1 pseudogene is annotated in these 389 nt (G+C 63.8%); it reads right to left on the bottom strand.

Features of this window, described 5'->3' with window-relative positions:
- Nucleotides 1-389 (bottom strand): annotated as a pseudogene (locus CBF90_RS16950) (transketolase); the annotation flags it as partial.

The raw sequence follows: 389 nt of genomic DNA on the forward strand, positions 1-389 counted from the left end.
CCGGAAACTTCTCGGTGGCGTCGTACAGCACCGGGTAGGCGCCACGCGTGGTGCGCAGGTAACAGATTCCCGGTGTCTCGGCTATCGCGTGCACCAGTGCGACGGTGCTGGTGGCATCACTCGGGTAGAGCACGACGGCATCGTGGACGGCACGCATCATCGCGATGTCCTCCAGAGCCATCTGCGAGGGGCCGTCTGCGCCGATCTCGACACCGGCATGAGAACCAACGAGTTTCATGTGCGTGCCCGAGATCGCGCCCATGCGAATGAAGTCGTAGGCGCGCGTCAGGAACGCGGCGAACGTCGACGCGAACGGGATGTATCCACGCACGCTCAGGCCGGTGGCCGCGGCCACCATCTGCTGTTCGGCAATGAACATCTCGAAGTAG

The sequence above is a fragment of the Microbacterium sp. AISO3 genome (assembly GCF_002204305.1).
Classification (GTDB): Bacteria; Actinomycetota; Actinomycetes; order Actinomycetales; family Microbacteriaceae; genus Microbacterium; species Microbacterium arborescens.